The organism is Modestobacter versicolor (genome assembly GCF_014195485.1).
Lineage (GTDB): Bacteria > Actinomycetota > Actinomycetes > Mycobacteriales > Geodermatophilaceae > Modestobacter > Modestobacter versicolor.
Genome location: NZ_JACIBU010000001.1, coordinates 2183802 through 2209910, shown reverse-complemented (window position 1 = coordinate 2209910; position 26109 = coordinate 2183802). Strand labels below are relative to the sequence as shown.

The 26109-nt window shown below is 73.4% G+C and carries 26 protein-coding genes; 20 read left to right on the top strand and 6 right to left on the bottom strand.

Going from position 1 to position 26109, the window contains the following annotated elements:
• Positions 1-245 precede the first annotated feature (245 nt).
• The 11 genes from FHX36_RS10795 to FHX36_RS10745 all read left to right on the top strand — a co-directional run bounded on the left by FHX36_RS10795 (position 246) and on the right by FHX36_RS10745 (position 14053).
• Entirely contained in the window at positions 246-1982 is a 1737-nt protein-coding gene (locus FHX36_RS10795; protein WP_146251528.1) for an ABC transporter family substrate-binding protein, read from the top strand.
• Between the two features lie 330 nt (positions 1983-2312).
• Positions 2313-3302 (top strand): ABC transporter permease, encoded by a 990-nt coding sequence (locus FHX36_RS10790; protein ID WP_110551037.1) that lies wholly within the window; start codon positions 2313-2315, stop codon positions 3300-3302.
• Positions 3303-3336: 34 nt separating this feature from the next.
• Positions 3337-4305: an ABC transporter permease gene (locus FHX36_RS10785; protein ID WP_110551038.1), complete on the top strand. Its 969-nt coding sequence runs from the start codon at positions 3337-3339 to the stop codon at positions 4303-4305.
• Positions 4306-4316: 11 nt separating this feature from the next.
• Positions 4317-5597 (top strand): ABC transporter ATP-binding protein, encoded by a 1281-nt coding sequence (locus FHX36_RS10780; RefSeq protein WP_110551039.1) that lies wholly within the window; start codon positions 4317-4319, stop codon positions 5595-5597.
• Positions 5594-6655 carry an ABC transporter ATP-binding protein gene (locus FHX36_RS10775; protein WP_110551040.1) on the top strand — a complete coding sequence of 354 codons (1062 nt, stop codon included), beginning with the start codon at positions 5594-5596 and terminating at the stop codon, positions 6653-6655. The genes FHX36_RS10780 and FHX36_RS10775 overlap by 4 nt, the downstream gene beginning before the upstream one ends.
• Positions 6656-6744: 89 nt before the next feature.
• Complete coding sequence (locus FHX36_RS23925) at positions 6745-7728, top strand: ABC transporter permease (protein ID WP_110551041.1); 984 nt, start codon at positions 6745-6747, stop codon at positions 7726-7728.
• Between the two features lie 14 nt (positions 7729-7742).
• Entirely contained in the window at positions 7743-8705 is a 963-nt protein-coding gene (locus FHX36_RS10765) for an ABC transporter permease (protein WP_110551042.1), read from the top strand.
• The gene (locus FHX36_RS22880; RefSeq protein ID WP_110551043.1) at positions 8702-10813 is read left to right on the top strand and encodes an ABC transporter ATP-binding protein; all 2112 of its coding nucleotides are present in this window, start codon (positions 8702-8704) and stop codon (positions 10811-10813) included. The genes FHX36_RS10765 and FHX36_RS22880 overlap by 4 nt, the downstream gene beginning before the upstream one ends.
• A 202-nt stretch (positions 10814-11015) precedes the next feature.
• Entirely contained in the window at positions 11016-12653 is a 1638-nt protein-coding gene (locus tag FHX36_RS10755; RefSeq protein ID WP_110551044.1) for an ABC transporter family substrate-binding protein, read from the top strand.
• Between the two features lie 90 nt (positions 12654-12743).
• A complete protein-coding gene (gene mshB, locus FHX36_RS10750) occupies positions 12744-13640 on the top strand; it encodes an N-acetyl-1-D-myo-inositol-2-amino-2-deoxy-alpha-D-glucopyranoside deacetylase (RefSeq protein ID WP_110551045.1) in 897 nt (298 codons plus the stop codon).
• A complete protein-coding gene (locus tag FHX36_RS10745; protein ID WP_110551046.1) occupies positions 13637-14053 on the top strand; it encodes a hypothetical protein in 417 nt (138 codons plus the stop codon). The genes mshB and FHX36_RS10745 overlap by 4 nt, the downstream gene beginning before the upstream one ends.
• On the opposite strand, the gene FHX36_RS10740 is transcribed toward FHX36_RS10745, so the two are convergent.
• Positions 14010-14762, bottom strand: a complete 753-nt coding sequence (locus FHX36_RS10740; protein WP_110551047.1) for a GNAT family N-acetyltransferase — start codon at positions 14760-14762, stop codon at positions 14010-14012. The genes FHX36_RS10745 and FHX36_RS10740 overlap by 44 nt on opposite strands.
• Positions 14763-14921: 159 nt before the next feature.
• Here FHX36_RS10740 and fdxA point away from each other — a divergent pair, with 159 nt between their 5' ends.
• Positions 14922-15248 carry a ferredoxin gene (gene fdxA, locus FHX36_RS22435; protein ID WP_091988389.1) on the top strand — a complete coding sequence of 109 codons (327 nt, stop codon included), beginning with the start codon at positions 14922-14924 and terminating at the stop codon, positions 15246-15248.
• Positions 15245-16345 (top strand): succinyldiaminopimelate transaminase, encoded by a 1101-nt coding sequence (gene dapC, locus FHX36_RS10735; protein WP_221203534.1) that lies wholly within the window; start codon positions 15245-15247, stop codon positions 16343-16345. Before fdxA ends, dapC begins: the two co-directional genes overlap by 4 nt.
• Here dapC and FHX36_RS10730 read toward each other — a convergent pair.
• Positions 16335-17264 (bottom strand): AraC family transcriptional regulator, encoded by a 930-nt coding sequence (locus FHX36_RS10730; RefSeq protein ID WP_110554082.1) that lies wholly within the window; start codon positions 17262-17264, stop codon positions 16335-16337. The genes dapC and FHX36_RS10730 overlap by 11 nt on opposite strands.
• An 81-nt stretch (positions 17265-17345) precedes the next feature.
• Here FHX36_RS10730 and FHX36_RS10725 point away from each other — a divergent pair, with 81 nt between their 5' ends.
• Both FHX36_RS10725 and FHX36_RS10720 read left to right on the top strand, forming a co-directional pair.
• Positions 17346-18176: an NmrA family NAD(P)-binding protein gene (locus tag FHX36_RS10725; RefSeq protein WP_181428937.1), complete on the top strand. Its 831-nt coding sequence runs from the start codon at positions 17346-17348 to the stop codon at positions 18174-18176.
• Positions 18173-18637, top strand: a complete 465-nt coding sequence (locus FHX36_RS10720; protein WP_220036081.1) for an anthrone oxygenase family protein — start codon at positions 18173-18175, stop codon at positions 18635-18637. Before FHX36_RS10725 ends, FHX36_RS10720 begins: the two co-directional genes overlap by 4 nt.
• A gap of 4 nt (positions 18638-18641) precedes the next feature.
• On the opposite strand, the gene FHX36_RS10715 is transcribed toward FHX36_RS10720, so the two are convergent.
• Positions 18642-19520 carry a hypothetical protein gene (locus FHX36_RS10715; protein WP_183513724.1) on the bottom strand — a complete coding sequence of 293 codons (879 nt, stop codon included), beginning with the start codon at positions 19518-19520 and terminating at the stop codon, positions 18642-18644.
• A gap of 120 nt (positions 19521-19640) precedes the next feature.
• Here FHX36_RS10715 and FHX36_RS10710 point away from each other — a divergent pair, with 120 nt between their 5' ends.
• Entirely contained in the window at positions 19641-20771 is a 1131-nt protein-coding gene (locus FHX36_RS10710; RefSeq protein WP_110553666.1) for an alpha/beta hydrolase, read from the top strand.
• 33 nt (positions 20772-20804) lie between these two features.
• Here FHX36_RS10710 and dapD read toward each other — a convergent pair whose 3' ends face one another.
• On the bottom strand, positions 20805-21791 hold the full coding sequence (gene dapD / locus FHX36_RS10705; protein WP_110553674.1) for a 2,3,4,5-tetrahydropyridine-2,6-dicarboxylate N-succinyltransferase: 987 nt from the start codon (positions 21789-21791) through the stop codon (positions 20805-20807).
• 51 nt (positions 21792-21842) lie between these two features.
• On the opposite strand from dapD, the gene dapE reads away from it, so the two are divergent.
• The 4 genes from dapE to FHX36_RS10685 all read left to right on the top strand — a co-directional run bounded on the left by dapE (position 21843) and on the right by FHX36_RS10685 (position 24744).
• Positions 21843-22964: a succinyl-diaminopimelate desuccinylase gene (gene dapE / locus FHX36_RS10700; protein WP_110553667.1), complete on the top strand. Its 1122-nt coding sequence runs from the start codon at positions 21843-21845 to the stop codon at positions 22962-22964.
• Positions 22965-23046: 82 nt separating this feature from the next.
• Complete coding sequence (locus tag FHX36_RS10695) at positions 23047-23871, top strand: LOG family protein (protein ID WP_110553669.1); 825 nt, start codon at positions 23047-23049, stop codon at positions 23869-23871.
• A gap of 2 nt (positions 23872-23873) precedes the next feature.
• Positions 23874-24278, top strand: coding sequence for a DivIVA domain-containing protein (locus FHX36_RS10690; RefSeq protein ID WP_110553671.1), 405 nt, complete (start codon positions 23874-23876; stop codon positions 24276-24278).
• Positions 24271-24744: an SRPBCC family protein gene (locus FHX36_RS10685; protein ID WP_110553672.1), complete on the top strand. Its 474-nt coding sequence runs from the start codon at positions 24271-24273 to the stop codon at positions 24742-24744. Before FHX36_RS10690 ends, FHX36_RS10685 begins: the two co-directional genes overlap by 8 nt.
• Positions 24745-24813: 69 nt before the next feature.
• Here FHX36_RS10685 and FHX36_RS10680 read toward each other — a convergent pair whose 3' ends face one another.
• On the bottom strand, positions 24814-25536 hold the full coding sequence (locus FHX36_RS10680) for a cytochrome c oxidase assembly protein (RefSeq protein WP_183513723.1): 723 nt from the start codon (positions 25534-25536) through the stop codon (positions 24814-24816).
• On the bottom strand, positions 25533-25985 hold the full coding sequence (locus FHX36_RS10675) for a DUF2243 domain-containing protein (protein ID WP_110554403.1): 453 nt from the start codon (positions 25983-25985) through the stop codon (positions 25533-25535). Before FHX36_RS10675 ends, FHX36_RS10680 begins: the two co-directional genes overlap by 4 nt.
• Between the last annotated feature and the right edge of the window lie 124 nt (positions 25986-26109).

The window sequence follows — 26109 nt, the reverse complement described above, 5'->3', positions numbered from 1 at the left end:
CCCGTCGTTGCGGACGTGTTTCGGGCGTCATCAGGCGGTTCTGAGCCCAGGTCACAAAATGATGACGGCCGTGGACTGCCTCTCGGGGTCCTGCCTAGGGTCTGCCCGTCGCACCCTGTCCGACAGCGTCCCGACAGCTGCCGGACAAGGCGCGTTCACGCAGGCCAGCCAGCCCGCCCGGCGATCCCGGGGCGGTCAGACGAGAACTTTCCCCCCGCTCGCGCGGGTCGAGGAGGCATTCGAACGTGAAGTTGAGCAAGCGCAGCGCAGTGCTCATCGCCACCGGGGTCACCGGTGCGATGGCACTGACGGCGTGCGGCGGCGGCAGCGACAGCGGCGACGACGAGGCCTCGGGCGGCGGTTCAGGCCGCGTCGTCTACGGCGAGTCCACCGACTGGCCCGAGAACCTGATGCCCCTCATCGCGGCGGGCAACGCGACCTCGGTGGCCAACATCGAGGCGCAGCTCTTCCCGCAGGCCTACCTGGTCCAGCCCGACCTCAGCCTCGAGTACAACGACGAGCTGCTCACCGAGGAGCCCACCTCCGAGGTCACCGGCGAGACCCAGACCGTCACGTACAAGATCAACCCGGACGCGGTCTGGAGCGACGGCGAGCCGATCACCGCTGACGACTTCGAGTTCAGCTGGAACCTGCAGAAGTCCTCCGACCCGGCCGAGGGCGGCTGCGCCTCGCTGCTCAGCACCACCGGCTACGACCAGGTCACCGGGGTCGAGGGCGCGGACGACGGCAAGACCGTCACCGTCACCCTCGGCACCCCGTTCGCCGACTGGAAGGCGCTGTTCTCCGGCTCCAACAACCCGGTCTTCCCGTCGCACGTCATGGACAAGGGCGACCCGGCCGCCAACTGCGAGGCCATCACCACCGGCTGGCCGATCGCCGAGGGCATCCCCAGCGACATCTCCGGCGGCCCCTGGCAGCTGAAGAAGGAGAACATCAACAACGGTCAGCAGATCGTCGTCCTCACCCCGAACGAGAACTACTGGGGCGAGAAGCCGAAGCTGGAGCAGCTGGTCATCCAGGGCATCGGCAACGACCCGACGACCGCCGTCCAGGGTCTGTCCAGCGGCGAGCTGAACATGATCTACCCGCAGCCGCAGCTGGACCTGGTCGACCAGATCGCCGACCTGGAGCCCAACGTCGTCAGCGACGTGAACTTCGGCCTGAGCTTCGAGCACGTGGACTTCAACACCACCGACCCGCTGCTGTCCGACGTCCGCGTCCGCCAGGCGTTCGCGATGGCGCTGGACCGCCAGGAGATCGTCGACCAGACCGTCGGCCAGTTCTCCTCCGACGCGCAGGTCCTCGACAACCGCATCTGGCTCAACACCCAGCCGCAGTACGAGGACACCGCCCCGGAGCAGTACAAGAGCGCTGACGTCGCGGGTGCCAAGGCCCTCCTCGAGGAGGCCGGCTGGGCGCTCGGCTCGGACGGCGTCTACGCCAAGGGCGGCCAGCGGCTCTCGCTGCGCATCGACACCACGGCGAACAACCCGCTGCGCGAGCAGACGATCAACGTCATGATCCCGCAGCTGAAGGAAGCCGGCATCGAGGCCAGCTTCAACGCCAACCCGGACATCTTCGCCGGTGCGGACAAGCCGACCTCCCTCGAGGCCGGGGGCTTCCAGGTCGCCCTCTTCGCCTGGGTCGGCAGCCCGTTCATCTCGGGCACCCCGCCGATCTACCTGGCGCCGCAGGGTGACGCGATCGGGCAGAACTACGCCCGCATCGGCACCCCGGAGATCGACGCCCTGTTCGCGGAGTGGCTGACCCTCACCGAGGACAGCGAGATCGCCGACACCGGCAACGAGATCGACCGGCTGCTCTGGGACCAGATGGCCACGCTGCCGCTGTACCAGAAGCCGACCTTCATCGCCTACAGCAGCACGATCGAGGGCGCTGAGGACAACCCGACGCAGGCCGGGCCGCTCTGGAACGCCTCCACCTGGTCGCTCCAGCAGTGACCTGCCGGGTCCTCCGGCACTGAGCTCGACCCGCCGTACCGGGCACCTGCCCGGTACGGCGGGGCACCACCTGCACACCGGCCCGGTGCCGCTCCGGCGGCGCCGGCCCCGGCAGCCACGGCCCCTGGGAGCACCCCGGGGGCCGTGCTGTGTCCGGCGACGACGTGACACCGCTGTGTCGTCCCGGTGACGCTCCCGTGCGCACCGTCGCCACCCCCACCCGGCCCCCTCCGGCGGGCCCGCGAGACAGGCCCTGCGGGGCCCGCAGGAGAACTCGCTGCACTGGTCGTTCCACCCGGACGACTTCCGCTGTCGGCGTAAGGTCACCGCATGTTCTTCTTCACGATCCGGCGCGTCCTGGCGTCGGTCCTCGTGTTGGTCGTCAGCTCGTTCCTGGTCTTCGCGCTCTGCGCGGCGAGCTTCGACCCGCTGGCCCAGTACTACAGCCGCAACCCCCGGCCGCCGCAGGAGTTCTTCGACCAGCTGCGCGAGCGGTTCGGGCTCAACGACCCGTTCCTCGTCCGCTACTGGAACTGGCTGACCGGCGTCCTGCACGGCGACTTCGGCGTGACCGTCGACGGCACCCCGGTGGCCGACCAGCTCCCCGGCCGCCTCATGGTGACCGGCCGGATGATCCTCGCGGCGATCGTGATCGCGGTGCTGCTGGCGGTCATCGTCGGCGTGATCGGCGCGGTGCGGCAGTACAAGCCCTCGGACTACACCTTCACCTTCATCGCCTACATCCTGATCGCGCTGCCGACCTTCTGGTTCGCCGCGCTGCTGAAGGAGTTCGTGGCGGGCGGCATCAACGACCTGCTGGGCAGCCAGGTGCTCTACACCATCGGTGAGGAGACCCCCGGCCTGTCGCTGTACGCCGGCGGCTGGGAGCTGTGGTCGGACCGGCTGGGGCACCTCGTGCTGCCCACGGTCAGCCTGGCGCTGCTGTCCTTCGCGGCCTGGAGCCGGTTCCAGCGCGCCTCGATGCTCGACGTGCTGGGGTCGGACTACATGCGGCTGGCGCGGGCCAAGGGCCTCACCTACCGGCGCACCGTCCTCAAGCACGGGCTGCGCAACGCGCTGATCCCGCTGACCACCGTCGTCGCGCTGGGCATCGGCACGCTCTTCGGTGGTGCGGTCATCACCGAGACCGTCTTCGTCTGGCACGGCATGGGCGAGTACCTGCTGGAGAACGGCATCGGTCAGCAGGACGTGAACGTGGTGCTCGGCTGGCTGCTGGTCAGCGCGGTCTTCGTCGTCCTCTTCAACCTCGTCGCCGACATCCTGTACGCGGTCCTCGACCCGCGGATCCGGCTGTCCTGAGCGGCCGCTCCCCGTAGAGAGAAGGACCACCACCATGGCCACCACCCAGGCGACCACCGGCACCGCCGGCGGGGTCCAGCCGGCCGTGCCGGGCACCCCTCAGGGCAGCGGCGGCGTCGAGCGCGAGTTCACCGTCAAGGCCCGCAGCCAGCGGCAGCAGATCGTCCGGCGCTTCCTGCACAACAAGGTCGGGATGACCGGCCTGGTCATCTTCGTCGCGCTGCTGGTCTTCGGCTTCATCGGCCCGCTGCTGGACGGCAAGAGCTACTCCGACCTGGACTCCAGCGCGCAGTCGGTGTCCCCGGGCAACCAGGGCTACCTGCTGGGCAGCGACGCGATCGGCCGCGACCTGCTGGCCGGGCTGATGTCCGGCGTCCAGCGGTCGCTGTTCATCGTGGCGCTGTTCATCGCCATCGCCCTGCCGCTGGGCCTGCTGGTCGGCGCGCTGGCCGGCTACTTCGGCAAGTGGGTCGACAGCGTGCTGATGCGCCTGGTCGACCTCATCCTGACCGTGCCGCTGCTGGTCGTGCTGATCGTCGTGGCCAGCAACTTCCCCGGCTCCCGCACCCCGCTGGGCGTCGGCATCATCCTGGGCCTGTTCGGCTGGCTGGACCTGGCGCGGATCGTGCGCAGCCAGTTCCTGTCGCTGCGCGAGAAGGAGTACGTGGAGGCGGCGCACTCGCTGGGTGCCTCGAACTCGCGGATCATCTTCAAGCACCTGATCCCGAACGCCCTGGGCTCGCTCATCGTCTGGACGACGCTGGCCGCGGCCAACGCGATCATCCTCGAGGCCTCGCTGACCTACCTGGGCTTCGGCGTCAACGGCACCAACGAGACCTCGCTGGGCCGGCTGGTCTCCGACGGCGTCCAGGCCGCGAGCACCCGCCCCTGGCTCTTCTACTTCCCCGGCATCGTCCTGCTGGTCATCGTGCTGTCGATCAACCTGATCGGCGACGGGATCCGCGATGCGTTCGACCCGAGCAACCGCCGCGTGCGGGCCTGAGAGGCAACGTCATGTCCACGAACGGCGCCACCGCCGTGTCCTCCTCCGGCACGCTGAGCCGGGGCCGCACGCAGAGCCTCCCCGGCTTCGACGCCTCGGCGCCGCTGCTGCAGGTCACCGACCTCAACGTCCGCTTCCCGACCGAGGACGGGCTGGTGCACGCCGTCCGCGGCGTCGACTACACGCTGCGCTCGGGCGAGGTGCTCGGCATCGTCGGCGAGTCCGGTTCCGGCAAGTCGGTCACCTCGCTGGCCGTGATGGGCCTGCTGCCCAGCAACGCCCGGGTCACCGGCTCGGTCAAGTACCGCGGCCAGGAGCTGCTCGGGCAGAACGACCGCAGCATGTCGCGGATCCGCGGCAAGGGCGTGTCGATGATCTTCCAGGACCCGATGACCTCGCTGGACCCCGTCTACAAGGTCGGCGCGCAGATCGAGGAGACGCTGCGCATCCACGACAAGCAGCTGTCGTCCAAGGCCGCCGAGGCCCGCGCGGTCGAGCTGCTGGAGCTGGTCGGCATCCCGAACGCCGTCGAGCGGGTGCACTCCTACCCGCACGAGTTCTCCGGCGGCATGCGGCAGCGCGTCGTCATCGCCATCGCGATGGCCAACCAGCCCGAGGTGATCATCGCCGACGAGCCGACGACCGCCCTCGACGTCACCGTGCAGGCGCAGATCCTCGAGGTGCTGCAGACGGCGCTGTCCGAGACCGGCGCCGCGATGGTGATGATCACCCACGACCTCGGCGTCGTCGCCGGCATCGCCGACCGGGTGCTGGTCATGTACGCCGGCCGGCCGGTGGAGATCGGCAGCGTCGAGGACATCTACTACGAGCCGCGGATGCCCTACACGCTCGGCCTGCTCGGCTCGCTGCCGCGGCTGGACGCCCCGACCCGCGAGCGGCTCACCCCCATCACCGGCTCGCCGCCCTCGCTGGTCAACATGCCGCCGGGCTGCCCGTTCGCGCCACGCTGCCCGCTGCACATCGCCGAGTGCGACGCGGCCGAGCCGCCGCTGTTCACGGTCGGGCCCGGCCACGACGCCGCGTGCATCCGCACCGAGCAGGTCGAGCGGGCCCACGGGCACGCGGCCGAGGTGTTCAGCGAGACCGCGACCGACGCCGTGCTGGCCGGGGAGGCCCTCCCGGCCGACCTGGCGCTGGGCGAGGGCGCCGGTGACGCCACCGCCGCCGACGCCCCGCCGCCGGACCAGACCGAGCCGGTCACCGGTGCCCAGCGCGACACCGGCAGCATCCTCAGCACCCATCGCGACCCCACGGACGGAGACCGGGCATGAGCGCTCCCACCACCGAGCGCACCGGCGGCGCCGCGCAGCGCGGCGAGCCGATCCTGAGCGTCCGCGGTCTGGAGAAGCACTTCCCTATCAAGGGCGGGGGGCTGGTCAAGCGGACCGTCGGCGCCGTCCGGGCGGTCGACGGGGTGGACCTGGACCTCTACCCGGGCGAGGTGCTCGGGCTGGTCGGCGAGTCCGGCTGCGGCAAGTCCACGACCGGCCGGGCGATCCTCAACCTGCAGCCGGCCACCGGCGGGTCGGTCGTCTTCCAGGGCCGGGAGATCGTCGGGCTCAACCGCAAGCAGATGCGCCCGCTGCGCCGGGACATCCAGCTGGTCTTCCAGGACCCCTACGCCTCGCTCAACCCGCGGCTGCCGGTGTTCGACATCGTCGCCGAGCCGCTGGTGATCCACGGGCTGACGAAGGACAACGAGGAGCTGCGCGCCCGGGTCCGCGAGCTGGTCGAGACCGTCGGGCTCAACCCCGAGCACACCAACCGCTACCCGGCCGAGTTCTCCGGCGGGCAGCGGCAGCGCATCGGCATCGCCCGCGCGCTGGCCCTGCAGCCCAAGGTGCTGGTGCTCGACGAGCCGGTGTCCGCGCTGGACGTGTCGATCCAGGCCGGCGTCATCAACCTGCTCGAGGACCTGAAGAACTCCCTCGGCCTGAGCTACCTGTTCATCGCCCACGACCTGTCGGTCGTCCGGCACATCTCCGACCGGGTCGCGGTCATGTACCTGGGCCGGATCATCGAGATCGCCGAGCGCGACGAGCTGTTCGACCGCCCGGCGCACCCGTACACCCAGGCGCTGCTGTCGGCCATCCCACTCCCGGACCCGCGGCGCGAGCGCGCGAGGCAGCGCATCATCATCTCCGGAGACGTGCCCAGCCCCGCGAACCCGCCCTCGGGCTGCCGGTTCCGCACACGCTGCCAGAAGTTCGCCAACGTCCTCACCGACGGGCAGCGGGAGAAGTGCATGACCGACGACCCGGTCCTCGCCGACCGCGGAGCCGGGCACCTCAACGCCTGCCACTACGCGGAGGCGATGCCGGTCCTCTGAGACCGGCCCGCCCTCGCACCACCACCCGTACGGCCCCGCTCGCTCCGGCGTCAGCATGCCGTCCCGACACCGAGCAGAGGTGGACCACCGTGGGTCGTTTCCTGCTGAAGCGCCTGGCCAACTACCTGGTGCTGGTCGTCGTCGCGACGACCCTGGCCTACATCGTCGCGTCGCTCGTGCTCAACCCGCGGTCGGCCTACGAGGGGCGCAACCCCCCTCCGCCGGCCGCGGTGGTGGACCAGCAGCTCACCGAGTACGGCATCAACGACCAGGACCCGCTGCTGGGCCGGTACGCCGACTGGATCGGCGGGGTGCTGCTGCACGGTGACTTCGGCCAGACCGTCACCGGCGGTGACATCAACGACGAGCTCGGCTCGCGGGCGCTGGTCAGCCTGCGGCTGCTGATCGTCGGGTCGATCATCGGCGCGGTCGTCGGCGTGCTGGCCGGGGTGGTGAGCGCGATCAAGAAGTACCGGCCCACCGACCGGCTGATCACCGCCTACGCCTTCTTCTTCATCGCGACGCCGGTCTTCTTCACCGCCGTGCTGCTGAAGTACGGCGCCCTGTCGGTGAACAACGCCGCCGGCTCGACGCTGCTGTACTACACCGGCTACGAGACACCGGGGCTGGAGGCCGGCTTCTTCGGCCACCTCACCGACCAGATCGGGCACCTGATCCTGCCCACCCTGTCGATCGCGCTGGGCCAGATCGCCTTCTTCTCCCGCTACCAGCGCAACGCGATGCTCGACGTGATGAACAGCGACTTCCTGCGGACGGCGGAGGCCAAGGGGCTCACCCGGCGCAAGGCGCTGTACAAGCACGGGCTCCGGACGGCGCTCATCCCGATGGCGACGCTGCTGGCCTACTCCTTCGGGACCCTGGCCGTCGGCGCCACCTTCACCGAGAAGATCTTCGGCTGGCACGGCATGGGCGAGTGGGTCGTCGACTCGATCACCCGCAACGACATCAACGTGGTCGCCACCGTCACGTTGTTCACCGCCGTGTTCATCCTGATCTCCGGCTTCCTGTCCGACGTCATCTACGCCGTCCTCGACCCGCGCGTGCGGGTCTGACGCGAGGGGTCCAGATGTCATCTCTCCCTGCCGACCCGCTCGTCGTCGCCGACGACGTCGCCGTCTCCGGCGAGCCCGGGCAGAAGGCGCCCAGCGCCGTCGTGGTGCGCGGCCGCCGCAGCCTGGTGCTGCGCCGGGTGCGCCGGAACAAGGCCGCGATGGCCGGGCTCACCGTGCTGGTGCTGATGTTCCTGCTGGCCTTCCTCGGCCCGGTCGTCTACAAGGCGATCACCGGGTGGACCTACACCGACCAGGACTACTCGGCGTTCCTCCAGCCGCCCTCGGGCAGCCACTGGTTCGGCACCACCCAGATCGGCCAGGACGTGTTCGCCCAGACCATGCGCGGGCTGCAGAAGTCGCTGCTGATCGGCCTGCTGGTCGCGCTGATCTCCACCGGCCTGGCCGCCGTCGTCGGCGCCTGCGCCGGCTACTTCGGCGGGTGGGTCGACCGGGTGCTGATGTGGATGGTCGACCTGCTGCTGGTCATCCCGTCGTTCCTCATCGTGGCGATCATCAGCCCGGCCTTCCGCGACGCCGGCTGGATCGTGCTGGTCTTCCTCATCGCCGTCTTCGCCTGGATGATCACCGCCCGGATCATCCGCGGCATGACGCTGAGCCTGAAGGAGCGCGAGTTCGTCCTGGCGGCCAAGTTCTCCGGGGTCTCCTCGGCCGGCATCATCTTCCGGCACCTGATCCCGAACATGTCCTCGCTGCTGATCATCGACGCGACCATCGCCGTGGCCAGCGCGATCATCGCCGAGTCGGGGCTGTCCTACTTCGGCTTCGGCATCCAGCCGCCGGACGTCTCGCTGGGCAACCTCATCGCCGCGGGCACCGCCTCGGCCTTCACCTTCCCGTGGCTGTTCATGTTCGCCGGTGGCCTGCTGGTCGCGACGACCCTGGCGGTCAGCGTGGTCGGTGACGGGCTGCGGGACGCCCTCGACCCCTCTTCCAGCCGGGCAGGGAGCAGCAAGTGAGCTCGTTCGACATCTCCACCACCGCCGGCAGCCGCCCGGCGAACCCCACCGCACCGCTGCTGTCGGTGCGCGACCTGACGGTCGTCTTCCCCGGCGGGGAGGACGGCCCGGTCCCGGCCGTGCGCGGCGTGAGCTACGACCTCGCCCCCGGCGAGGTGCTGGGCATCGTGGGCGAGTCCGGCTCGGGCAAGTCGGTCTCCTCGCTGGCGGTCATGGGCCTGCTGCCGGACTCCGCGCGGGTCACCGGCAGCGTGCGGCTGCACGGCGAGGAGCTGCTGGGCCGCTCCGACCGGGAGCTGGCGAGGATCCGCGGCAACAAGATCGCGATGGTCTTCCAGGATCCGCTGTCCGCGCTGACCCCCGTCTACACCGTCGGGGACCAGATCGCCGAGACCATCCGCATCCACCAGGGCCTCGCGGCCGGGCCGGCCGGTGCGCGCGCCGTCGAGCTGCTGGACGCCGTCGGCATCCCCAACGCCACCCAGCGGGCCAAGGCGTTCCCGCACGAGTTCTCCGGTGGCATGCGCCAGCGGGTGATGATCGCGATGGCGATCGCCAACGACCCCGACGTGCTCATCGCCGACGAGCCGACGACCGCCCTGGACGTCACCATCCAGGCCCAGGTCCTCGAGCTGCTGGAGACCGCGCGGCAGCTGACCAACGCCGCGACGGTGATGATCACCCACGACCTCGGCGTGGTCGCCGGGATCGCCGACCGGGTCGTCGTCATGTACGCGGGCAAGGCGGTCGAGCGCGGCGCGGTCGGCCCGGTCTACGCCGACCCGCGGATGCCCTACACGATCGGCCTGCTCGGCTCCGTGCCGCGGCTGGACCGGCCCGGCCAGGCGCTGACCCCGATCGAGGGCTCGCCGCCCAACGTCAGCAAGCTCCCGCCGGGCTGCCCGTTCAGCAGCCGCTGCCCCGTCGTCCTGCCGGTCTGCCGGGAGATCGAGCCGGAGCTGATCCCGACCGCCAGCGGCTCGGCGGCCGCCTGCCACCGGGCCGCCGAGATCGACCACGGGCTGATCGACGGCGTCCCGGTGTTCCCGGTCCCGCAGCTCCCCGAGGCGCGGTCGGTGCGGCAGCGCACCGACCGGCCGGTCGTGCTGGAGGTCCGCGACCTCACCAAGCGCTTCGACATCACCAAGGGCGTGGTGATGCGGCGCAAGATCGGGTCGGTCAGCGCGGTCGACGGCGTCACCTTCGACATCCGCGAGGGCGAGGCGCTGGGCCTGGTCGGGGAGTCCGGCTCGGGCAAGACGACGACGATCATGCAGGTGCTCAGCCTGGAGGCGCCGGCCGAGGGCTCGATCACCGTGCACGGCAAGGACGTCGGCTCGCTGGGGCGCAAGCAGCGCAAGGAGCTCCGCCGCGACATCCAGGTGGTCTTCCAGGACCCGCTGTCCTCGCTGGACCCCCGGCTGCCCGTCGGCGACATCATCGACGAGCCGCTGCGGGCCTTCGGGGTCGAGGAGCAGGCGCGCCGGGACCGGGTCAGCGAGCTGCTGGAGCTGGTCGGCCTCGCGCCCGAGCACGCCAACCGCTACCCGGCGGACTTCTCCGGCGGTCAGCGCCAGCGGATCGGCATCGCCCGGGCGCTCGCCCTGGAGCCGAAGCTGCTGGTGCTCGACGAGCCGGTCTCCGCGCTGGACGTCTCCATCCAGGCCGGCGTGCTGAACCTGCTGGAGGAGCTGAAGGTCCGGCTGGGCCTGGCGTACCTCTTCGTGGCGCACGACCTGTCGGTGGTCCGGCACATCGCCGACCGGGTGGCGGTCATGTACCTGGGCCGGCTGGTCGAGGTGGGGGAGGCCGACGACGTCTTCGAGCGCCCGACGCACCCCTACACCCAGGCGCTGCTGTCGGCCGTGCCGATCCCGGACCCGGTGGCCGAGCGGCAGCGCCAGCGGATCCTGGTCCGCGGCGACCTGCCCGACCCGGCCAACCTGCCCTCGGGCTGCCACTTCCGGTCGCGGTGCCCGCTGTTCGCCGAGCTCGACCCGGCGCGGCAGCAGAAGTGCATCGACCTGGACCCGCGGCTCGAGGAGCACGTCCCGGGGCTGCAGGCGGCCTGCCACTGGGCCCAGGAACGGCACGTCGTCCCCTCCTGACCAGAGGGGGTTGCGGACGGTGGCCGATCGTTACCCGCGCGTGATCCGATCTTTAGCCGTGCTGCATAACCTCACGTACATCCCTGGGACACGGACCGTTCGCTGACCGGTGAGCGGCCGCCCTACACCCCTACGGAGTGAACCCTTGAGACGACTTCGCTCACTGAGCGCGGCTGCCGCAGTCACCGCAGTCGCCCTCGTCGTGTCCGGCTGCGGTGGTGGCAACTCGGACTCCGGTGGCGGCTCGGGTGGTGGTGAGCCGCAGTCGGCCACCGAGAACGACCTCAACCCCGTCGACCGCGACGAGCTGACCCCGGGCGGCGACCTCCGCTGGGCGCTGAGCGAGCTGCCGCCGAACTTCAACTACCACCAGCTCGACGGCACGCTGGCCGACAACGCCGACGTCATCGAGGCCCTGATGCCCGCGGCGTACGACTTCGCCGCCGACGCCAGCCCCACGGTGAACGAGGACTACTTCACCAGCATCGAGCTGACGTCCGAGGACCCGCAGACGATCACCTACACGATCAACCCGGACGCCACCTGGTCCGACGGGACGCCGATCACCGTGGCGGACATGGCCGCCCAGTGGCAGGCGCTCAACGGCAGCAACACCGAGTACAACGTCTCCTCGACCACCGGTTACGAGGAGATCGCCTCCGTCGAGCAGGGCGAGGACGAGAAGCAGGCCGTCGTCACCTTCGCGCAGCCGTACGCCGACTGGCAGGCGCTGTTCAGCCCGCTGTACCCGGCGTCGACGAACTCCGACCCGAACGTGTTCAACACCGGCTGGACCGAGCAGCCGCAGGTCACCGCCGGCCCGTTCCAGCTCGAGGGCATCGACCGGACGGCGCAGACCATCACCCTCGAGCCGAACCCCGACTGGTGGGGCGACGCGCCGCTGCTGGACCGGATCATCTACCGGGTCATCAGCATCGACGCCCAGGCCGACGCGCTGGCCAACGGTGAGATCGACTTCGTGGACATCTCCTCGGACGTGAACACCTACCAGCGGGCGTCCTCGACCCCGGGCGTGGAGATCCGCCGTGCGGGTGGGCCGAACTTCCGGCACCTCACCATCAACGGCACCTCGCCGGTGCTCTCCGACGTCAACGTCCGCCAGGCGCTGGCCAAGGCGATCGACCGGCAGGCCATCGCCGACGCGCTGCTCGGCCCGCTGGGCGGCAACGCCCAGAAGCTGGACAACCACATCTTCATGTCCAACCAGGAGGGCTACCAGAGCAACGCCGGTGACCTGGAGAGCGTCGACGTCGAGGGCGCGAACGCGCAGCTCGACGAGGCCGGCTGGACCCGCGAGGGCGACGCGACGCGCACCAAGGACGGCCAGGAGCTGGTCGTCCGCATGGTGATCCCGTCGGGTGTGGCCTCCAGCGCCCAGGAGTCGCAGCTGATCCAGGGCATGCTGGAGCAGGTCGGCGCCCGGGTCGAGATCGAGACCGTCCCCTCCGGCGACTTCTTCGAGCAGTACGTGAACACCGGTGACTTCGACTTCACCGTCTTCGCGTGGCTGGGCACCCAGTTCCCGATCAGCTCGACGTCCTCGATCTACGAGCAGCCGCAGGGCGAGGACATCCAGCAGAACTACGCCCGGATCGGCTCGCAGGAGATCGACGACCTGTACACCCAGGTCAACCAGGAGCTCGACCCGGAGGCGGCCCGCGAGACCGCCAACGAGATCGACGCCCTGATCTGGGAAGAGGTGCACTCGCTGACCCTCTACCAGCGCCCCGACCTGATCGGTGCGAACGAGAAGCTGGCGAACTTCGGTGCCTTCGGGTTCGCCTCGGTGAAGTACCAGGACATCGGCTTCACCGAGTGACCTGGTAGCACCAGCAGTCCACGGAGCGGGGGGTCGGCCAACGGGCCGACCCCCCGTTCCGCGTCTCCGGCGATCCGGGAAGATCTGCGGGTGACCTCCGATCGACGGCTGCTGCTGGTGCACGCCCACCCCGACGACGAGACGATCAACTGCGGCGCCACGATGGCCCGCTACGTCGCCGAGGGGGCCTCGGTCACCCTGCTCACCTGCACGCTGGGCGAGGAGGGCGAGGTGCTGGTGCCCGAGCTGGCCCAGCTCGCCGCCGACCAGGCCGACCAGCTCGGCGGCTACCGGATCGGCGAGCTGGCCGCGGCGATGAGCGCCCTCGGGGTCACCGACTGGCGCTTCCTCGGCGGGGCCGGCCGGTATCGCGACTCCGGGATGATGGACACCCCCGCCAACGACAAGCCGCGTGCCTTCTGGCGGGCCGATCTCACCGAGGCGGTGGCGCACGCGGTCGCCGTCGTCCGCGAGGTGCGGCCGCAGGTGCTGGTCACCTACGACGAGTTCGGCGGCTACGGCCACCCGGACCACATCCAGGCGCACCGGGTCGCCATGGCGGCCGTCGAGGCCGCGGCCGACCCCGGCCACCGCCCCGACCTCGGCGCCGCCTGGGACGTCGCGAAGGTCTACTGGTGCGCGATGCCGCGGTCGGTCCTGCAGGCCGGCATCGACGCGATGGCCGCGCTGGGCGAGGCCTCGCCGTTCGAGGGGCTGGGCGACCTGGACGACGTCCCGTTCGCCGTCGCCGACGACGTGATCACCACCGAGGTCGACGGCCGGCCGTACGCCGCCGCCAAGGACGCCGCGATGCGCGCCCACCCCACCCAGATGACCGTCGACGGCCCGTTCTTCGCGCTGTCGAACAACCTGGGCCAGGAGGTGCTGGGCACCGAGTACTACCGCCTGGTGCGCGGCACCCGGGGGCCGGCCGGAGCCGGGCCGCAGGGCTGGGAGGACGACCTGTTCGCCGGGCTCCCCGGGTGAGGGCGCTGCAGCTGGCCGGCTGGGCGGTGCTCACCGTGCTGGTGGCCGCCTGGCTGGCGCTGGTCGAGGTGTTCTGGGTGCCCTGGCGGGTGGGCGGCGTGCCGGTGCCGGTCTCGCTGCTAACCGCCGTCGTCGGCAACGTGCTGCTCGTCGAGTGGGCCCGGCGGCTGTCCGGATCGAAGGCGGTCGCCGTGCTGCCCGCGGTGGTGTGGGTGGTCGTGGCGGTGGCCGCCTCGATGCGCCGTCCGGAGGGCGACCTGCTGCTGCCCGGTGGCGACGCCGTCACCTCGACGCTGAACCTGGGGTTCCTGCTGCTCGGCGTGGTCGCGGCGGCGTTCGCCGTCGGCCGGGCGCTGGGCACCCCGACGGTCAGGCCGGCGGACGCCGGTAGTGGTAGCGGTGGTGCTCGATGAAGCCCGCCCGCCGGTAGAGCGCCCGGGCCGGCGCGTTGCCGGCCACCACCTGCAGGTACACCGAGTGCGCGCCGCGCTCGGCGGCCCAGCGCTGCAGCGCGGCCATCACCGCGGTGGCCAGGCCGCGGCGCCGGTGCTCCTCGGCCACGGTGACCGCGGTGACGCCCAGCCAGCCGTCGGTGAGCACGCCCCGGGCCACGGCTGCCAGCGGCGCGGGGGAGGGGTCCAGCCGCACGGAGGCGAAGACGGCGTCCTCGGCGCTGGTGAGCACCTGCTCGGCCACCGGCGGCAGCGGACCCCCGCGGTACCGGTAGCCGGTCAGCCACGCCTCGTCCGGGACCGCGGCCAGCTCCACCGGGACCCCGGGCTCCGGCGCGGTCGCCAGCGGCGCGGTGAGCACCAGCACGTCCTCGTCGCGCGCCCAGCCGGCGGCGGCGAACGCCGCGCCGGCGGCCCGGGACTGCACGCCGGGCAGCTGCGCGCACGGCCGCAGGCCCCGCTCGGTGTACCACCGGGTGACGGCGTCGACGGCCGCCGGCAGCGGCACCCCCGGGTCGCCGACCACCAGCACCGAGTTGGCCCGGCCGGTGAAACCGCCCCCGGCCCGGAGCAGCCAGTCGCCCAGCGCGCCCTCCTCCAGCGCCCGCCAGCCGCGGGCCGCCACCCGCTCGAGCTCCTCGACACCCAGCGGCGAGCGCTTCTGTCCCATGCACCGATCCTGCGACGGCGGCCCCGGCGGCCGACCACCGGCCCCCGATCGGGTCGTGTCCCGCCCACCCGTCGCGCTGACCGGCGGGGCCTCGGGTGATACTGGGGAAGATCGAACGCACCCCTGGCCAGCCAGGGAACTCGCTCCCGGAGGAACCCCGTGACCTACGTCATCACCCAGGCCTGCGTCGACGTCCTCGACAAGGCGTGCATCGACGAGTGTCCGGTGGACTGCATCTACGAGGGCGACCGGATGCTCTACATCCACCCCGACGAGTGCGTCGACTGCGGTGCCTGCGAGCCGGTCTGCCCGGTGGAGGCCATCTACTACGAGGACGACGTCCCGGACAAGTGGAAGGACTTCTACAACGCCAACGTGGAGTTCTTCTCCGACCTGGGCAGCCCCGGCGGCGCCGCCAAGACCGGCAAGATCCACAAGGACCACCCGCTGGTCGCCGCCCTCCCGCCGCAGGGCGAGGGGCACTGAGCACGGTCCGGCTGCCGGACTTCCCCTGGGACTCGCTGTCCGCGGCGCGCGGTCGCGCCGCTGAGCACCCCGGCGGCGTCGTCGACCTCTCGATCGGCACCCCGGTCGACCCGACGCCGGCGCTGCTCGGGGAGGCGCTGGCCGCGGCCGGCAACGCCCCGGGCTACCCCACCGCGCTGGGCACCGCCGACGTCCGGCGGGCGGCCGCGAGCTGGCTGTCCCGCCGGCTCGGCGTGCAGCTGGCCGACCCGTTCGGCGCCGACCCGTCGGTGATCCCGACCGTCGGCTCCAAGGAGCTGGTGGCGCTGCTGCCGACGCTGCTGGGGCTGTCCGGCTCGGGCACGGTGCTGATCCCGGAGGTCGCCTACCCGACCTACGAGGTGGGGGCGGTCGTCGCCGGGCTGCGGGTGCTGCGCACCGACACCCCGCCGGCCGACCCGGGCGACGCCGTCCTGGTGTGGCTGAACTCCCCGGGCAACCCGCACGGCCGGGTGCTCACCGACGCCGAGCTGCGGGCCTGGGTCACCTGGGGGCGCGCCCACGGTGTCCCGGTGGTCGCCGACGAGTGCTACGTCGAGCTCGGCTGGGACGTCGTCCCGCGCTCGCTGCTGCACCCCGACGTCGCCGGCTCCGACCACACCGGCCTGCTCGCGGTGCACTCGCTGTCCAAGCAGTCCACGGCCGCCGGCTACCGCGCCGGCCTGCTGTCCGGCGACCCCGCGCTGGTCCGCCGGGTGTGGGAGGTGCGCCGGCACCTCGGGCTGCTGGTGCCCACCCCGGTGCAGGCGGCGATGGCCGCGGCGCTCGCCGACGACGACCACGTGGCCGTGCAGCGTGAGCGCTACCGGCTGCGCCGTGACCGGCTGGCCGCCGCCGTGCGGGCCGCGGGAGCGCGGATCGACCACTCCGAGGCCGGCCTCTACCTGTGGGTCAGCCGCGACGAGGACTGCTGGACGACGATCGACTGGCTCGCCGGCCTGGGCATCGTGGCCGCACCGGGCACCTTCTACGGCCCGGCGGGCAGCCGGCACGTGCGGATGGCGCTGACCGCCAGCGACGAGCGGATCGACGCCGCCGTGGGGCGCCTCACGCGCTGACCGACCTGCGGTGGGTCGCCGGGCTGACGCCGGTGACCCGCTTGAAGGCGGTGCTCAGCGCGAAGGGGCTGGCGTAGCCGACCCGGCGGGCGATGCCGGAGACGGTGAGCGCCGGGTCGGCGAGCAGGTCGGCGGCGAGCGCGATCCGCCAGCCGGTCAGGTAGCTCATCGGCGGCTCGCCCACCAGCTCGGTGAACCGCCGGGCGAGCGTGGCCCGCGACACCCCGACCGCGTCCGCCAGCGAGCCGACCGTCCAGGGCTCGGCGGGGCGCTCGTGCACCAGCCGCAGCGCCGGGCCGACGACCGGGTCGCCGTGCGCGAGGTACCACCCGGGCGCCCCGGCGCCGGGCCGCGCCGCCCAGCTGCGCAGCGCGCTGACCAGGGTCACGTCCAGCAGCCGGTCCAGCACCGCCTCCTGGCCCGGGGCGTCCCGGCCCATCTCGGTGGCCAGCAGGCCGGTGACCGCGCCGGCGCCGTCGTCGGGCGGCACGACCACCAGCGGGGGCAGTGCCCGCACCAGGCGCTCGCCGACGGCGCCGGGAGCGGTGTAGGTGCCGGTGACCAGCACGGTCTCCCCGTCCGGGTCGTTGCCCCAGCTCCGGGTGCCCAGCCCGGCCATCGCCGGGCTGCCCAGCGGCGTGCACACCTGGCCGGGACCGATCGCCACCTGCGGCGCCGTGCCCGGGTCGTCGGCGACCGTGTACGGCTCCGGCCCGCGGAGCAGGGCCACCGCACCCGTGCCGAGCTGCTCGCTGCGACCGTCGGCCAGCAGCACCCAGGCGGAGCCGCGCAGCACGGCCAGCACGGTGAGCGGTGCCCGGTCGGCGATCCGCATCGACCACGGCGCGCGCAGCACCGAGCGGAGCAGGAAGGCCCCGCTGGCGCGCGGGCCGTTGAGGAGTGCGGCGACGGCGTCCACGCGGGGCACGCTAGACGCTCGCGCATGCGTTCGGGTGTCTCGGCGATGGCCCGTCTCACCCGCGGCCGCTGGACTGGGGGCATGACACGGATCCAGTTGGTGACAGGCGGCACCGGGACGACCGGCAGCCGCATCGTGCAGCGCCTGCAGGCACGGGGCGAGCAGGTGCGGGTCGCGTCCCGCAGCAGCGAGTGCGTGCTCGACTGGGCGGACCCGGCGACCTGGGACCCCGCCCTGCGGGGGGTGACCGGGGTGTACCTGGCCTACGCGCCGGACCTCGCCGTCCCCGGGGCCGACGCGACGGTGGCGGCGTTCACCCGGCGGGCCGCGGCCGCCGGGGTCCAGCGGGTGGTGCTGCTGTCCGGCCGCGGTGAGCCGGGCGCCCAGCGGGCCGAGCAGGCGGTGCAGCAGGTGGCCCGGGGCACCGGCCTGGCGTGCACGGTGCTGCGCTGCAGCTGGTTCGCGCAGAACTTCAGCGAGGGGCAGTTCGCCGAGGCGGTGGCCGCCGGGGAGCTCGCGCTGCCGGTGGGCGACGTCGTCGAGCCGTTCCTGGACGCCGACGACATCGCCGACGCGGCGGTGCTGGCGCTGCTGGACGACGGGCACGCCGGCCGCACCTACGAGCTGACCGGGCCGCGCGCCCTCTCCTTCGCCGACGTGGTGCGGGAGATCTCCGCGGCCCGCGGCCGGCCGGTCGTCTTCCGGTCGGTGCCGCTCGCCGCGTTCCGGGCCGAGCTGGCCGGGCACGGCGTGCCGGACGACGTCCTGGACCTGCTGGCGCACCTGTTCACCGAGGTCCTCGACGGGCGCAACTCCCGGCCCACCGACGGCGTGCAGCAGGTGCTGGGCCGCCCGGCGGGCGAGCTGGCCGACCACGTGCGGCGCGCCGCCACCGCGGGGTGCTGGACGTGACGGCCCGGGACGTCCTGCTGCTGGGGACGGCGCTGGGCACGCTGCTCGTCGCGGGCGCCTTCGCGGTGTTCAGCCTGATGGTGATGCCGGCGCTGGGCGCGCTGCCCGGCCCGGCCGGGATCGCCGCGATGCAGTCGGTCAACCGGGTCGCCGTCCGGCCGCCGTTCATGGCGCTGTTCCTCGGCGCGGCGGTGCTCTGCCTGCTGCTGGCCGGCTGGGAGCTGGCGGGCGAGCGCCGTCCGCTGGTGCTGGCCGGGGCGGCGCTCCACCTGGTCGGGGCCGTCGGGGTGACCGTGGCGGCGAACGTCCCGCTGAACGACGCGCTGGCCGGCGCCGACGGGTCGGCCGTGCAGCAGTGGGGCGACTACCTGCGCCGGTGGACGGCGTGGAACACGGTGCGCACCGCCGCCTCGCTGGCCGCCGGGGCGCTGCTGGTCGTCGCGCTCGCCGGTACCGGCTGAGCGGTCAGGACAGCCGCAGCTGCAGCGGCAGGGTGAAGGCGCTCGGCGAGGACGCCCAGCCGGTCAGCGGGGTCCACCGCCAGCCGTCCATCAGGATCTCGCCGACCCCGAGGCGCTCGGCGTGCGCGACCGCCCAGCTGGCCTCCGGCCACCCGGCGCCGGCCACCGAGACGGCGCCGTCGGACCCGACCGTCGGTGCCCCCGCCTCGCGGCGCACCGCCTCGGTGAGCACCGCGGTGCGGTCGCCACCGCCGGCGGCGGTGGGGGAGAAGGAGCAGCGCAGCGCGTCGGGGGTGGTGGCCAGCAGCGCCCCGGCCACGGCGCTCGCCATCGGCTCCCACTGCTGGTAGGCCTCGGGGAAGCCGCTGCGCTGCACCGCCTGGGCCACCTCGGTGAGCCGGCCGGCCTCCCAGCCGGGCACCTCGACCAGGCGGTCGAAGAACTTCCCCGCCGCGTAGACCGGGTCCTGCACCTGCTCGGGCGAGCCCCAGCCCTGCGACGGGCGCTGCTGGAAGAGCCCGAGCGAGTCGCGGTCGCCGTAGTCGAGGTTGCGCAGCCGCGACTCCTGCTGGGCGGTGGCGAGCGCGATCACGGTGGCCCGGGCGGGCAGCCCGCGCGAGCGGGCCACGGCGGCGATGGTGGCGGCGTTGGCGCCCTGCTCGGTGGTGAGCTGGACGTCCGTGCCGGGCACGGTGCACTGGCTGGTCACCGAGGGGGGTGCCTCCTCGCGGCGGTCCCAGAGCAGGCCGACGACCGCGGCGAGCACCGCGACGACGACGAACGGGACGAGGGAACGGGCGGGGCCGCGGCGGCGCTTCCGGCGGGCCGGCGGCCGCGTCGAGCGGGCCGGTGGCGGGCGGCTGCCGACCCGGGTGCTCGCCATCGCCCCCGATGGTAGGTGGGCCGGCGCCGCCGGGCCGGGAGTCGCGGTGCTCGTGCCGCGGTCCCACTAGCCTGCCGGGGACGCCGGGAGCCGACCCGGCCGGACCTCTGGAGCCGCCCCGTGCCCGCTGACCTGCTGCTCCCCGGCGTCACCGCCACCCCCGTGCCCACCGCCCGGCTGACCCAGCAGGTGCTGCACGCCGAGGGCACCGACCCGTTCGGCGGGGGCGAGGCGGTGCTGTTCGTGCACGGCAACGTCAGCTCCGCGGCGTTCTGGCAGCCGCAGCTGCTCGCCCTCGACCCGCGCTGGCGTGCGCTCGCCGTCGACCTGCGCGGGTACGGCAGCACCGACCCGCTGCCGGTCGACGCCCGGCGCGGGGTGCGCGACTGGGCCGACGACCTGGGTGCGCTGATCGATGCGCTCGGCCTGGACCGGGTGCACCTCGTCGGCTGGAGCATGGGCGCCGGCGTGGTGCTGCAGCACCTGCTCGACGCCCCGCAGCGGATCTCCTCCGTCGTCCTGGTGGCGCCGGTGTCGCCGTACGGCTTCGGCGGCACCACCGGTCACGACGGCCAGCGCGTGCACCCCGACGGCACCGGCTCGGGCGGCGGCGCGGCGAACCCGGACTTCGTGGCCGCGCTGGCCGCCGGCGACACCTCCGCCGACGCCCCGACCAGCCCGCGGTCGATCCTGCGGGCCTTCTACGTGGCGCCCGGCTCGCTGCCGCTCGACCCGGCGATGGAGGACGTGTTCGTCGCCTCGATGCTCACCACCCGCACCGGCCCGGACCACTACCCGGGCGACGCCACGGCGGTCGAGGCCTGGCCGGGGACGGCGCCGGGCGAGCGCGGCGTGCTCAACACCATGGCGCCCACGGTGCTCGACGTCTCCGGGATCGTCGACCTGCCGGTGAAGCCGCCGGTGCTCTGGGTGCGCGGCGACGCCGACCAGATCGTCTCCGACACCTCCGCCTTCGACCTGGCCTTCCTCGGCTCGGTCGGCGCGGTGCCCGGGTGGCCGGGCGAGGCGGTCTTCCCGCCCCAGCCGATGGTCACCCAGACCCGCGCCGTGCTCGACCGGTACGCGGCCAGCGGCGGGCGCTACCGCGAGGCGCTGCTGCCCGGTGTGGGCCACTCACCGCACGTCGAGCGCCCGCAGGAGTTCACCGTGGCGCTGCTGGAGCACCTCACGCACCCGGCCCTCGCGCCGTCCAACACCCCCGAGACCCCGGGCCCGGACGACCTGGGCTGAGGGAACGGCCAGCTCTCGGCGCCGAGAGCTGCGTCAGTTCGCGTGCAGGGCGGCGTTGAGGGCGCCCCAGTCGCCGTTGCGCGGCAGGGCCTCGAGCGCGCCGCTGACCGAGTTGCGGCGGAACAGCAGGCCGTCGCGGCCGGAGAGCTCGCCGGCCTTGATCGTCGTGCCGTCGGGCAGCGTCACCTTGGAGCCGGCGGTGACGTAGCAGCCGGCCTCCACGACGCAGCCGTCGCCGAGGGAGATGCCGATGCCGGCGTTGGCGCCCAGCAGGCAGCCCTTGCCGATCGAGATGACCTGCTTCCCGCCGCCGGACAGGGTGCCCATGATCGAGGCCCCGCCGCCGATGTCGGAGTCGGCGTCGACGACGACGCCGGCGCTGATCCGGCCCTCGACCATCGAGGGCCCGAGCGTGCCGGCGTTGAAGTTGACGAAGCCCTCGTGCATGACCGTGGTGCCCTCGGCGAGGTGGGCGCCGAGTCGCACCCGGTCGGCGTCGGCGATCCGGACGCCGGTGGGGAGCACGTAGTCGACCATCCGCGGGAACTTGTCCACGCCGAAGACGGTCAGGTGCCCGCCGCCGGCGACCCGCAGCCGGGCGCGCGCGGCGTCCAGCTCGGTGCCGAGCACCGGGCCGGCGCTGGTCCAGGCGACGTTGGCCAGCAGCCCGAACTGGCCGTCGAGGTTGACCCCGTGCGGCCGCACCAGCCGGTGCGAGAGCAGGTGCAGCCGCAGGTAGACGTCGTGCGCGTCGACCGGGGGCGCGGAGAGGTCGGCGATGGTGGTGACGACGGCGACCACCTGCACCCCGCGGGCGTCGTCGGTGCGGACCAGGCCGGAGAAGTCCGGACCGAGCAGGCCCTCGAGCTCCAGGACGCCGATCAGCTGGGTGCCGGTCTCGCCCTGGTCGGCGCTGCTCAGCGCAGGGGCGGGGTACCAGGTGTCCAGCACGGTCCCGTCGGCGGTCAGGGTGGCCAGCCCGACGCCGTTCGCGCCGGTGGTCTGCTCTGCGCTCGTCACGGCGCCCACGCTACCGAGGCGCGGCTGGGGCCTCTCACTACGCTCGGGGGCGTGAGCGACCCGCTGCCCGAGCTCGACCTGACCGCCGACGTCCTCACCCTCACCCGCCGGCTCGTCGACGCCCCCTCGGTGTCCGGGTCCGAGCAGGCGCTGGCCGACGCCGTCGAGGCCTCGCTGCGCGGGCTGGGCGGCCTGGAGGTCGAGCGCGTGGGTGACGCCGTGCTCGCCCGCACCAACCTCGACCGGGACACCCGGATCGTGCTGGCCGGGCACCTGGACACCGTGCCCATCGCGGACAACCTGCCCAGCCGGCTGGACATGGTGGACGGCGAGGAGCGGCTCTACGGCTGCGGTACCAGCGACATGAAGGCCGGGGACGCGGTGATGCTCCGGCTGGCCGCCCGCTTCGGCGTCCCCGGGGCGCAGCCGGCCCGCGACGTCACGTTCGTCTTCTACGACAACGAGGAGGTCGAGGCGGTGCGCAACGGCCTCGGCCGGGTGGCCAGGGAACGGCGCGGCTGGCTCTACGGCGACCTGGCGATCCTGCTCGAGCCCACGGACGGCGTCATCGAGGGCGGCTGCCAGGGCACCCTGCGCGTCGTGCTGACCGTGCCCGGCACGCGCGCGCACAGCGCCCGGTCGTGGCTGGGCGTGAACGCGGTGCACGGCGCGGCCGGGGTGCTGGCCACCCTCGCCGCGTACCGGGCGCGCGAGGTGGAGATCGACGGCCTCACCTACCGCGAGGGGCTCAACGCGGTGCGGATCGAGGGCGGGGTGGCCGGCAACGTCGTCCCCGACGAGTGCCGGGTGACGGTGAACTTCCGGTTCGCCCCCGACCGCGACGAGGACGAGGCGCTCGCGCACGTCCGCGAGGTGTTCGCCGGGGCGCTGGACGCCGGGGTCACCCTGGAGCTCACCGACTCCTCGGGCGGGGCGCTGCCCGGGCTGGGCGAGCCGGCCGCCGCGGCGTTCCTGGCCGCCGTGGGGCAGCCGGCCCGGGCGAAGCTGGGCTGGACCGACGTCGCCCGGTTCGCCGCCTTCGGCATCCCGGCGCTCAACTACGGCCCGGGCGACCCGAACCTGGCCCACACCGTCGACGAACACGTCCGCGTGGACCGGCTACAGCCGGCCGAGGACGCCCTGATCGCCTACCTCAGCGGGAGTGACGCATGAGCGAGACCCTGGCGCAGCCGACGCGCGAGCGAGCATCGCAGCGAGGAACGAGCGAGGAGCGTAACGAGTGCGGAGGCAAGCGATGAGTGACGACGACCGCCGACGACGCCCGATCCGGCACCGCGGCGGGATCACCCTGCGCGGCGGCGAGCCCGACCCGGCGATGGACGGGACGACGACCGACCAGCGGCTGCTCGACCGGCGCAACGGCAGCGACTGGGTGCACACCGACCCGTGGCGCGTCCTCCGCATCCAGGCCGAGTTCGTCGAGGGATTCGGGCTGCTGGCCGAGCTGCCCCGGGCGGTCAGCGTCTTCGGCAGCGCCCGCACCCCGCGCGACTCCGAGTACTACGCCGCCGGCGTGCGGCTGGGCGCCGCGCTGGCCGACGCCGGCTACGCCGTCATCACCGGCGGCGGCCCCGGCGCGATGGAGGCGGCCAACAAGGGCGCCTGCGACGCCGGGGGCATGTCGGTCGGGCTGGGCATCGAGCTGCCGTTCGAGCAGGAGCTCAACGAGTGGGTCGACGTCGGCATCCTGTTCCGCTACTTCTTCGTGCGGAAGACGATGTTCGTCAAGTACGCCCAGGCCTTCGTCATCCTGCCCGGCGGCTTCGGCACCCTCGACGAGCTGTTCGAGGCCCTGACCCTGGTCCAGACCCGCAAGGTGACCCGGTTCCCGGTGATCCTCTTCGGCAGCGAGTACTGGTCCGGGCTGGTCGACTGGGTGCGCACGTCGATGCTGGCCCAGGGCACGGTGAGCGAGGCCGACCTGGAGCTGCTGCACGTCACCGACGACGTCGACGAGGCGGTCGCGCTGATCCAGGCCGCCGACGCCTCGCGCGCCCAGGCCGCGGCCGAGCCGCCGCCCGGCGACCCGGTGCCCGCACCGGCCCCGGTCGACGACTGACCGTGGCCGGCGTCGTCTTCGTCATCGGCCTGCTGGTGGTCGGTGGCCTGCTCTTCCTCGGCGGCTCGCTGCTGCTGGGCCGGGGGGAGACCCAGCCCCCGGCGGAGTTCGGTCGGTCGCCGGTCGAGCTGCCCGACGACCGGGCCGTGGTCGGCGACGACGTGCGCGCGCTGCGCATCTCGGTCGCCCTCCGCGGCTACCGGATGACCGAGGTGGACTGGCTGCTGGACCAGTTCGCCCAGACCCTCGACGAGCGGGACGCCGAGATCGCCGAGCTGCGGGCCGCGGTCCCGGCCCGGGTCGGCGCGCACGCCGCCGACCGGCCGGCCGGCCGCGCCGACGCGGAGGACACCGACCCCGAGGGCACCCCCGTGGTCACCGAGACCGAGGAGAGCACCGGTGCCTGAGCTGACCGAGCAGGTCGACGTCGACGCGCCGCCGGAGCAGGTCTGGGCGGCGCTGGTCGACTGGGACCGGCAGGGCGAGTGGATGCTGCTGACCGACGTGCGCGCGGTCGACGGCGACGGGCAGGGCGTGGGCGGCCGGCTGGCGGCGGTGACCGGGGTGAAGCTGCCCCGCGGGCTGCTGCGCGGCCGGCGGCTGGGGGTGCTGGACACCATGCTGATCACCGACTGGCAGTTCCCGCGCCGGGTCGACGTCCGGCACACCGGCCGGGTGGTGCGCGGTACCGGCACCTTCGAGGTGCGGCCGCGGACGGACGGCGGGTCGACGTTCGTCTGGTCCGAGGGGCTGGACCTGCCGCTCGGGGCGCTCGGCCGGGCCGGCTGGCCGCTGGTGCGCCCGGTGATGGCCGCCGGCGTCCGGTACTCGCTGCGCCGGTTCGCCGCGTTCGCCGAGCGCCACCCCGGCTGAGTCACCTCTCGGCACAGTTGTGCTCTGCTCCCGGGGAGGGAGCAGAGCACAACTGTGCCGAACCACAGGTCAGGCGAGGGCGGCGGCGCGCACCGACGCCCGCGAGCGGTACCACTGCCGCCAGAGCAGGCCGGCGACCGCCAGGTGCACCACCGTGCCGCCGTCGTACATCAGCTGGGCACCCGCCTCGGCGCCGGTGACCCCGGCGGGCGGGTGGGCGTAGAGCGTCTTGGCCAGCACGTCGTGGGCGGCCATGCCGGCGGCCAGGGCCGCCGCCCGGGTGCCCACGCCGCGGCGGTGCGGCGTCGGCTCGAGCGACAGGACGGCGGCGGTCGCCAGCCACCCGGTGAGCAGCACGTGCACCGAGACGAGCAGGTGCACCGGCGCTGAGCGCAGCATCGTGCCGAGCAGCCCGGTGCCGTACAGCAGCCACAGCCCGGCCGCGTTCACCGCGGTCGCGACGAGCGGGTCGGTGAGCACCCGCACCGGGGCGGTCCGCAGCACCCGGCTCACCCGGCGCGCCGACCCGACCGGCAGCGCGCGCAGCAGCAGCGTCACCGGCCGGGCCAGCGCCAGGAGCAGCGGCGCCACCATGCCCAGCAGCAGGTGGGCGGCCATGTGCGCGTGCAGGTCGGTGTGCGCGGCGGCCAGCGGCCCGGTCAGCCCGGCGACGGCGCAGCCCAGCCCGGCGAGCCAGCTCACCGTCCGGCCCGCGGGCCAGGAGCGCCCGGCGGCCGCCGCCAGGTACAGCCACCCGGCGGCCGCGGCGACCGCCCAGACCGCGGCGGTCACGTGCGGCGGCCGCGCAGCAGGAGCAGCACCCCGGCCAGCAGGACGGCGACCCCGGCGCCGGTCCACAGCAGGTCGTAGCCGGTGAGGTCGACGCCGTAGCGCACCTGGTGCAGCCGCAGCACCTTGTGGTGGACGACGCCGTCCCAGACCTGGAAGGCACCGGCGCCCAGCAGCACCGCGCCCCACCAGGTGGCCGGGGCGAAGCCGCGGCGCCGGCGGACGTCGGCGAGCAGCGCCAGCCCGGCGACGGTGGCCGACCAGGTGCCGGCGTGCAGCAGCCCGTCGGAGACCAGCCCGGCGGCGCCGCTGGCCCGGTCGTAGAAGTGGTGCCAGTGCAGCAGCTGGTGGAAGACGATCTCGTCGATCGCGCCGGCGGCGCCCAGCCCCAGCAGCAGCCCGGAGAGCAGCACCCGGCGGCGGCCGGCAGGGGCGTCGGTCGGTGCGCTCACCGCGGCAGGCTGCCCGCGGAGCGGAGGGTGAAACCCGCGGGTCGTACGACCGGCGGTGGACCCGGCCGCCGGAGATCAGCCCGCGGGCCGACGCGCCCGCGGGCCGCCAGGACCGACGCTGCTC